Raw genomic sequence first — 7,785 nt, forward strand, 5'->3', positions numbered from 1 at the left:
GCAAATATGTGCCGGGGAGACAGCAAGGGCACTGCGCTTGCCCTATGCTGATGGATTGCAAGAATCCATTCTTCTCTCCCCGCCATGACCATTCTGCTCTCCAGCACCATCGATCGCACGCTCACCCAGTGGGTTCAGGAGCGCCTCGCCGACCCGCAGCCCGACGTTTTCTGGCAGCTCTGGTGCTTTGAAGGCGTTCAGGCGCGCCGTGCCGCCGAGCAGCAACTCGCTGCCCAGGGCATCCGTGCCCGCATCCGCAGCAGCTACAAGCCCCTGGTGCATGCGCTGCTGGAAGAAGTGCAAATGGATGGCCTGCGCGCTGTGGAGTTGCACTACCCCGTGCATGCCGATGCCGCCAGCAACCGGTTTTTGCTGGAAGCCTATCCGCTGGCCGCCATGCTCTCGCACATCGATCTGAAGATGCAGGCCAACGCCCCTGGCAGTGGCGACGACCATTACAGCCTGCACCTGCATTACCGCGGAGGCCGTCACCAGCAGATGCATGTGTTTGCCCCCAACCGCCGTTTCGAGACCGCACATGGCGGGCACGGTATCACTCCGTGCGGCTGGGAGCGATCGCAGGATTCGCAAGGCGCCTTCATGCACGATGCACCGCTCTCCACCGATTACGAGCTGGCCTACCAGCAGGCCATGCAATGCATTCGCCAGCAACCCTGGCCTGCCGAGGAGCCCTACTTCGGCCGCCTGCACATCCACATGGAACTGCCAGGCTTCGAGCAACCCATCAGCGGCACGGGCCAAGTGATGAGCACGCCCGAGGCCATGCACGAGGAGCTGTATTTCTCTCTGTTGGAGCATTTTCAGCATCTGTCGGGCCGCCCTGCCGGTGACCGGCGCCTGCAGCCCGGGCAAATGGTGCCCGATATCCGCATGGCAACCGGTGCCGATCCATTGGCGCTGCAGCACCTCTCGGTACGCATTGAAAGCCAGGCCCTCCCGCTGCCTGATCCGCTGGGTCAGCGCGCCGCTGCGTTTGCAAACGCAGAGGCGGCCGCCCAGTCTGCGGCTGCACTGGAGCAAGCCCCGAGCCTGGCGCAGATTGCCGAGCTGACGCAACCATTGTTCGACACCTATGGCACCGCCTGGCAAGGGCGCAGCGTGCAAGGCCGCACGATTGCCGCCACTTATAAAAAGGGAAGCAACCACGCCGTGCTGCTGAGCGGCGGCCAGCATGCCAACGAGATCTCTGGCGCCCACGGTGCGCTGCGTGGCGCACTGGCGCTGGCAACCCAGCCTGACAGCCACTTTGCCTACATTCCCGTCGAAAACCCCGATGGCTATGCCTTGCACGAGTGGTACCGCAGCTACGCGCCCGAGCAGATGCACCACGCCGCACGCTACACCGCGCTGGGCGACGACCTGGAATACCGCGACTCCGCGCCCTGGTACGAAAGCGCCGTGCGCCGCGATGCGCTGGCGGGCAGCGGCGCGCAGCTCCACCTGAGCCTGCATGGCTATCCGGCACACGAATGGACACGCCCGCTCACCGGCTACATACCGCAGGGCTTTGACCTGTGGACCGTGCCCAAGGGCTTTTTCCTGATACTGCGCTACCACGACGGCTGGGAGGACGCAGCCGTTGCGCTGGCCGAGCAGGTGGCCCTCGCCCTCACCCAGGTGCCGGGCCTTGCGGCCTACAACGAGCGCCAGCTGTACCACTACCAGCAGCACTCCGGGCTGCAGCCTTTCACATTGCGCCACGGCACGCCCTGTACCATCAGCGCCCATGCAGCGTCGCCAGCGCCGGTCACCCTGATCACCGAGTTTCCTGACCAGACCGTCATTGGCGACAACTTTCGCCTGGCGCACACCGCGCAGCAGGCTGCGGTGCTGGCCGCCTATGCGGCATGGCAGGAAATCATGCAAAATAGATAGCAGGCAGTGCATGCTCCGTGTGAGCAAGCAGCGGATTCTTTGGCTGTATGATCAAAACCATTGTTGCTGCTTCGCTGAAAAACACCATGTGGAACATCCTGGGTATCTCCGTCGGTGCCGTGCTGGGCGCTCTTGCACGCTGGCAATTGGGACGCTGGTTCAACCAGCCCCATGCCTTGCTGCCCTGGGGCACGCTGGCCGCCAATCTGGTGGGCGGCTACACCATCGGCCTGCTGGTGGCGCTGTTCCAGAACATGCCGGGCATCGATCCCGTCTGGCGGCTGGTGCTGATCACCGGCTTTCTGGGTGCGCTCACCACCTTTTCCAGCTTTTCGGCAGAGACGGTGTCGATGCTGCAGGCCGAGCGATACGGTCTCGCCCTGCTGCAATGCAGCCTGCACCTGTTCGGATCGCTCGCGCTGACCGCGCTGGGCCTGGCAACCGGCAACGCCCTGTGGGCCCATCGATGACGGCTGCCCTGCATAGTCGCATTCCTGCGCTTTGAAGACGCGCCGAGGGATTTTTGACATTTTTCGCGTTCGGCCCCTGTCAAAACGCTATATATTCAGTAGCTATCAGCGCTTGAAAATCTTGCGTTGATGGCTTTTTTGTTTCAAGCATTGCTCCGGTGCCCGGGCTGCGGCCTGCACCAAGTCAGAGGGAGACACCATGGACGCCAATACCCAGCTCGATGAACAAGTCATGGCGCATGACTGGAATCTGTTCAGCAAGGGCCCCGCAGACGACGTCGCGATGACGCGCGATTCCTACCGCCTCGCCTTTGCCGACCCCGAGTTTCTCAGCCGCCGCGAAACCCGTGCCATACGCTTTCAGCTCGAAATGCTCAAGCCTGATCTGGAGCTGAGCGCGCAGGGCATCAACAACACGGTGGTGGTATTTGGCAGCGCCCGCTTTGTCTCGCCCGAAGAGGCCGAGCAAAAGCTGGAGGCTGCCAAGGCCCAGGGTGATGCCAAGGCCATCGCCATTGCACAGCGCGCCATGGCCAACAGCCGTTACTACGATGCGGCGCGCCGCTTTGCGCGGCTGGTTGCCAAGTTCAGTGAAACGCAAAAGCTCGAAGACCGGCTCTACATCTGCACCGGTGGCGGCCCCGGCATCATGGAAGCGGCCAACCGTGGCGCCCATGAGGAGCATGCCCCCAACGTAGGCATGAACATCACCCTGCCTCACGAACAATCAGGTAACCGCTACATTACACCGGAGCTGTGCTTCAAGTTTCACTACTTTGCGCTGCGCAAGATGCACCTGATGATGCGCGCCAAGGCACTGGTCGTCTTTCCTGGCGGCTTTGGCACCATGGACGAGCTGTTCGAGGTGCTGACCCTGGTGCAGACCCACAAGGCCAAGGGCGTGCCCATCGTGCTGTTCGGCTCCGATTTCTGGAGCCGCATGCTGAACTTTGATGTGATGATCGAGTACGGCACCATCTCGGCCGACGACGTCAAGCTGTTCCACATCACCGACGATGTGCACGAAGCCTGCCGCCTGATCCAGGCGTTCTACCAGGATTGAACGGCCAGGCGGCTTCTCGCCACCCAACCCAACCAGCAAAAAGCAGCCAACCGGCTGCTTTTTGTCTGTGGGAGCCACAATATCTCAAGTTACTTTGGTTTCTTGGGCTCCACATCGGTCACCCCATCATCGCTGGCCGCATGCGCCTGGGGCAGCGCCACTTGCACCTCGATGGGCGTAAACGTGGGCAATGGCGTGCGGCCCAGAACCCAGGCCATGCGCGAGCCCGCCCCCACCAATGCGCCCATCACCCAGAACACGCCGCCCACGCCGATGGCCGCGCCCGCCGCGCCAAACATCAGCGGCATACACACGCTCGAGCCGTTGATCAGCATCAACCGCAGACCCACAGCCTCGCCATGGCGCTCTTCAGGGGTGATCTGGTGCAGCATGCTCATGGCCATGGGCTGCACGCTGCCCAGCGCAAGACCCAGGAGCGCCGAGCACACCGCCATGGCCAGGGCGCCGGGCATCAGCGGGTAGATGGCAAACACGGCAGCGGTCAGCAACATGGCCACCATCACGACACTCATTTCGCGCATGTGGCGCGAGATGCTGGGCAACAGCACGCGGATGACAAAGGCGGCCAGGGCAAACACCCCCAGCACCGTGCCGATCTCAGAAGCCGACAACCCTTTTTCATGGCCCAGAAGCGGCACCACGAAGGTGTGCACATCCCAGCAGGAGGCCACCAGCCAGTTCACCAGCAGCAGACGGCGAAAGCTCTGCTCGCGCAGCAGATCCCAGGCGTGGTGCGGCTGGCCATCGCTTCTGGGGGCAGCGGTCGGCAAGTCGTGCGCCCCGCGCACGCACCACCAGGCCACCACGGAAAACAGCGCCAGCACCGCAAAGGCGATGCGGTATGACAGGTTGTCTCCCGCCTGCCTGGTGGAGTGATCGATGATGAGCCCCGTGACCATGGGCCCCAGAAAATTGGCCACCGCAGGCCCGAGCGACAGCCAGCTGAAGATCTGCCGCAGCTCGCTCGCCTCGTGCGCCACACGGCCCGCATGGCGCTGCAGCGCAATGATCGAGATACCGCAGCCCGCCCCCGTCAGCAGGGCCGATACGCACAGCACGTCAAAGCGCGGAAACGCCACCCCAATGGCCGTGCCCGAGAACGCGAGGCCAATGGCGATCAGCATGGGCTTCATGAAACCGTGCTTGTCCGCATACCGGCCCGCTGGCAACGAGAGAAACACCTGCGTCAGCGCAAACAGGCTGAGCAAAAAACCCACGGCGCCGGGGCTGTAGCCGTCGCGCAAGGCCAGCAATGGAGCGGCCAGCCGCGTGCCTGTCATGCAGGAATGGACAAAAAACTGGCCGACGATCAGCCGTATCAACTCGCGGTTCACGCACTCCCCTTGGCTGGTCCGCATTCCCGGCGCTACCGGTCTGTCAGCAGCGGCTTGGCGGCTGCTGACATCCGGCCATGCATAAAAAATAGCTGATTGCGCTCAGCTGTATTGGTTTTCAGACAGGAAAGACGCTAAAAACCAATACAGGTATGCGCTGCCAGCTCTCATTTTTTGGTAACACTGCACAGCGCATTTCCCGCCGGCCCCCACCGGAGGCACGGAAAGATATGTTCATGCGGACTTGTCCTGCATTGTCATCTGCGGCGCGGGCTGCTGGCTGTCGCCTCCGTCGCCGGCGTCTGCGGCAATGCCTGCAGTGTCGGAATTGGGCAACTCATGCACGCCCGAGAGGCTGCGCTTGATGGCCCGCGTGCGCACATCCACCTGTTCGAACTTCTTGGCCGCCTGGTCGATGGATTTGCGCGTGGCCTCCACCGCTTCGCCAAACTTGTTGAACTCGGTTTTGACCTGGCCCAGCACGGCCCACACCTCGGAGCTGCGCTTTTCAATGGCCAGGGTCTTGAAGCCCATCTGCAGGCTGCTCAGCATCGCTGCCAGGTTGGCAGGCCCGGAAATCATCACGCGGCAGTCGTTCTGCACAGCTTCCACCAGGCCGGGGCGGCGCATCACCTCGGCAAACAGGCCTTCGGTGGGCAGGTAGAGCACGGCAAAGTCGGTGGTGTGGGGCGGCGCCACATACTTGCTGTGGATCTTGCGCGCCTCCAGGCGGATCGAGGTCTCGAAACCATTGCTGGCCGACTGGATGGCGGCCTTGTCCATGCTCTCCTGCGCATCCAGCAGGCGCTGGTAGTGCTCCACCGGGTATTTCGAATCGATCGGCAGCCACACCGGCGCGTCGTCGCGCTTGCCCGGCAGGCGGATGGCAAACTCCACCATGTCGTCGCTGCCCGGCACGGTCTTCACATTCCTGGCGTACTGATCGGCCGTGAGCACGTTGTCGATGATCATGCCCAGTTGCAGCTCTCCCCAGGTACCCCGCGTCTTGACGTTGGTCATCACGCGCTTCAGGTCCCCCACGCTGCCGGCCAGAGACTGCATCTCGCCCAGGCCCTTGTGCACCTGCTCCAGCCGGTCACTCACCAGCTTGAAGGATTCGCCCAGGCGCTGCTCCAGCGTGGCGTGCAGCTTTTCGTCCACGGTCTTGCGCATCTCCTCCAGCTTGCTGGCGTTGTCGGTCTGAATGCTGGCCAGCCGCTCGTTGAGGGTGCCGCGCAACTGTTCGGCCTGCTGCTGGTGGCCCTGCGCAAGCTGGGCCAACTGGCGGCCTACGCCGTCTTGCAGGCCACTCAGGTGCGCCTGCACATCGGCCTTCAGGCCCGAGAGGCTGTGCTGGTTGGCGCTGGTGAGGGCATCCACCCGCTGGGTCAGCGAGCTGTCAAGCGCCGAGAGCCGCTGGCTCACCGCCGCATCCAGATGCGCCAGGCGCTGCGCCAGCTGCGCCTCAAACCCCGCCAGCGCCTGCTGCAGTTCCTGCCGGCCCAGGCGCGATTCAGCCACACTTTGCGCGAGGCGCGCCTCCAGCGACTCGCGAAACTCGCCCATCGCCTCCAGGCTGCCCTGGTTCAGCTCACGCAACTGCAGGTTGAGGTGCTGCGCCAGATGGCTGAATGCCCCTTCGTTGCGGGCCAGCGCCTGCACCGTGGCCTGCAGGTCGCGCCCCTGCTGGCCCAGCTGCTGCGCCCAGGGGTCGCTCAGATCCACCCGGGGGCGGCGCACCAGCAGGATCAGCACAATGGCGAGCGCCACCGCCAGCAAAAGCGCAAGCAAAATCAGTTCCAGAGTCACAATCGCATCCTGCAGAGCAAAACTACAAAAATAATAGCTGCTTGCGCCCGGTGCATGAGCGCAAGCAGCTATTTTTACCCGAAATTAGCGCGGTTATTTGCGCAGGTGTTACTTTTGGCGGCGGGTGGTGGCATCCAATTGGTTGACCGGCGTGACTGGCGCCTTGCCGCCCAGGTAGGCAATCAGGTTGTCGGCAGCCAGTTGCGCCATGGCCAGGCGCGTGGGCGCGGTGGCGCTGGCAATGTGCGGGGTCAGCACCACGTTGGGCACCTTCAGCAGGTCGGGGTGCACGGCGGGCTCGCCCTCGAACACATCCAGACCTGCAGCCGCAATCTGGCGTGCCGCCAGGGCCTTGGCCAGCGCCGCATCATCAACAATACCGCCGCGCGCAATGTTGATGAGCGTGGCCGTGGGCTTCATCAGCGCGATTTCGGCAGCACCAATGGTGTGGTGCGCCTCGGGCGTATACGGCAGCACCAGCACCAGGTGGTCGGCGGTTTGGAGCAGCTCTTCCTTGCCCACATAGCGGGCCTTGCACTCGGCCTCCAGTGCAGGCTGGAGCTGCGAGCGGTTGTGGTAGATCACGTTCATGCCGAAACCGAAGGCACCCCGTTTGGCAATCGCCTGGCCAATGCGGCCCATGCCAAGAATACCCAGCGTGGAGCCATGCACCTCGGTGCCCGCAAACAGGTCGTAGCGCCAGTCCTTCCACAGGCCGGCACGCAGGTAATGCTCGCTTTCGCTGATGCGGCGGGCGGTGGCCATCAGGAGCGCAAAGCCGAAATCGGCGGTGGTTTCGGTCAGTACATCGGGCGCGTTGGTGCCCTGCACGCCTGCAGCCGTCATTGCTGCCACGTCAAAATTGTTGTAGCCCACCGCCATGTTGGCGCAGATCTTGAGCTGCGGGCAGGCCGCGAGCAAGGCTGCATCGATGCGCTGCGAGCCGGTGGTCAGCACGCCATCCATGCCCTGCAGCCGCTCAATCAGCTCGGCGCCTGACCAGGCCACATCCTCCGGGTTGGCGGTGACATCAAAGTGCTGCTGCAACGTGCTCACCACTTCGGGCGAGATGGCTCGGGCAATCAGAATCTTGGGTCGGGACATCTGCAAATCTCTCCTTGGTTCACCGGAACCAGATGAATGTCATGACGATGAAAAGCGGCACCAGAATGCTGCACGACCAGGCCATGTA

The 7,785-nt window shown here is 63.2% G+C and carries 6 protein-coding genes; 3 read left to right on the forward strand and 3 right to left on the reverse strand.

All coding sequences use genetic code 11. From position 1 onward, the window contains the following. Positions 1–84: 84 nt before the first annotated feature. The 3 genes from ACH2DG_RS08355 to ACH2DG_RS08365 all read left to right on the forward strand — a co-directional run bounded on the left by ACH2DG_RS08355 (position 85) and on the right by ACH2DG_RS08365 (position 3,429). Positions 85–1,896, forward strand: a complete 1,812-nt coding sequence (locus ACH2DG_RS08355; RefSeq protein WP_395025432.1) for a M14 family zinc carboxypeptidase — start codon at positions 85–87, stop codon at positions 1,894–1,896. An 86-nt stretch (positions 1,897–1,982) separates the two neighbouring features. Continuing rightward, positions 1,983–2,366 carry a fluoride efflux transporter CrcB gene (crcB, locus tag ACH2DG_RS08360; RefSeq protein ID WP_395025447.1) on the forward strand — a complete coding sequence of 128 codons (384 nt, stop codon included), beginning with the start codon at positions 1,983–1,985 and terminating at the stop codon, positions 2,364–2,366. A 199-nt stretch (positions 2,367–2,565) separates the two neighbouring features. Further along, positions 2,566–3,429 (forward strand): TIGR00730 family Rossman fold protein, encoded by an 864-nt coding sequence (locus tag ACH2DG_RS08365; protein ID WP_395025434.1) that lies wholly within the window; start codon positions 2,566–2,568, stop codon positions 3,427–3,429. 89 nt (positions 3,430–3,518) lie between these two features. Here ACH2DG_RS08365 and ACH2DG_RS08370 read toward each other — a convergent pair whose 3' ends face one another. The 3 genes from ACH2DG_RS08370 to ACH2DG_RS08380 form a co-directional block, all read right to left on the reverse strand. Further along, the gene (locus tag ACH2DG_RS08370) at positions 3,519–4,784 is read right to left on the reverse strand and encodes an MFS transporter (protein ID WP_395025448.1); all 1,266 of its coding nucleotides are present in this window, start codon (positions 4,782–4,784) and stop codon (positions 3,519–3,521) included. A gap of 234 nt (positions 4,785–5,018) precedes the next feature. Further along, on the reverse strand, positions 5,019–6,593 hold the full coding sequence (gene rmuC, locus ACH2DG_RS08375; RefSeq protein ID WP_395025435.1) for a DNA recombination protein RmuC: 1,575 nt from the start codon (positions 6,591–6,593) through the stop codon (positions 5,019–5,021). A gap of 108 nt (positions 6,594–6,701) precedes the next feature. Continuing rightward, positions 6,702–7,697: a 2-hydroxyacid dehydrogenase gene (locus tag ACH2DG_RS08380; RefSeq protein WP_395025437.1), complete on the reverse strand. Its 996-nt coding sequence runs from the start codon at positions 7,695–7,697 to the stop codon at positions 6,702–6,704. Positions 7,698–7,785 lie beyond the last annotated feature (88 nt).

This window comes from Comamonas odontotermitis, from assembly GCF_040396735.1.
In the GTDB taxonomy this organism is placed as follows: Bacteria; Pseudomonadota; Gammaproteobacteria; order Burkholderiales; family Burkholderiaceae_C; genus Comamonas; species Comamonas odontotermitis_C.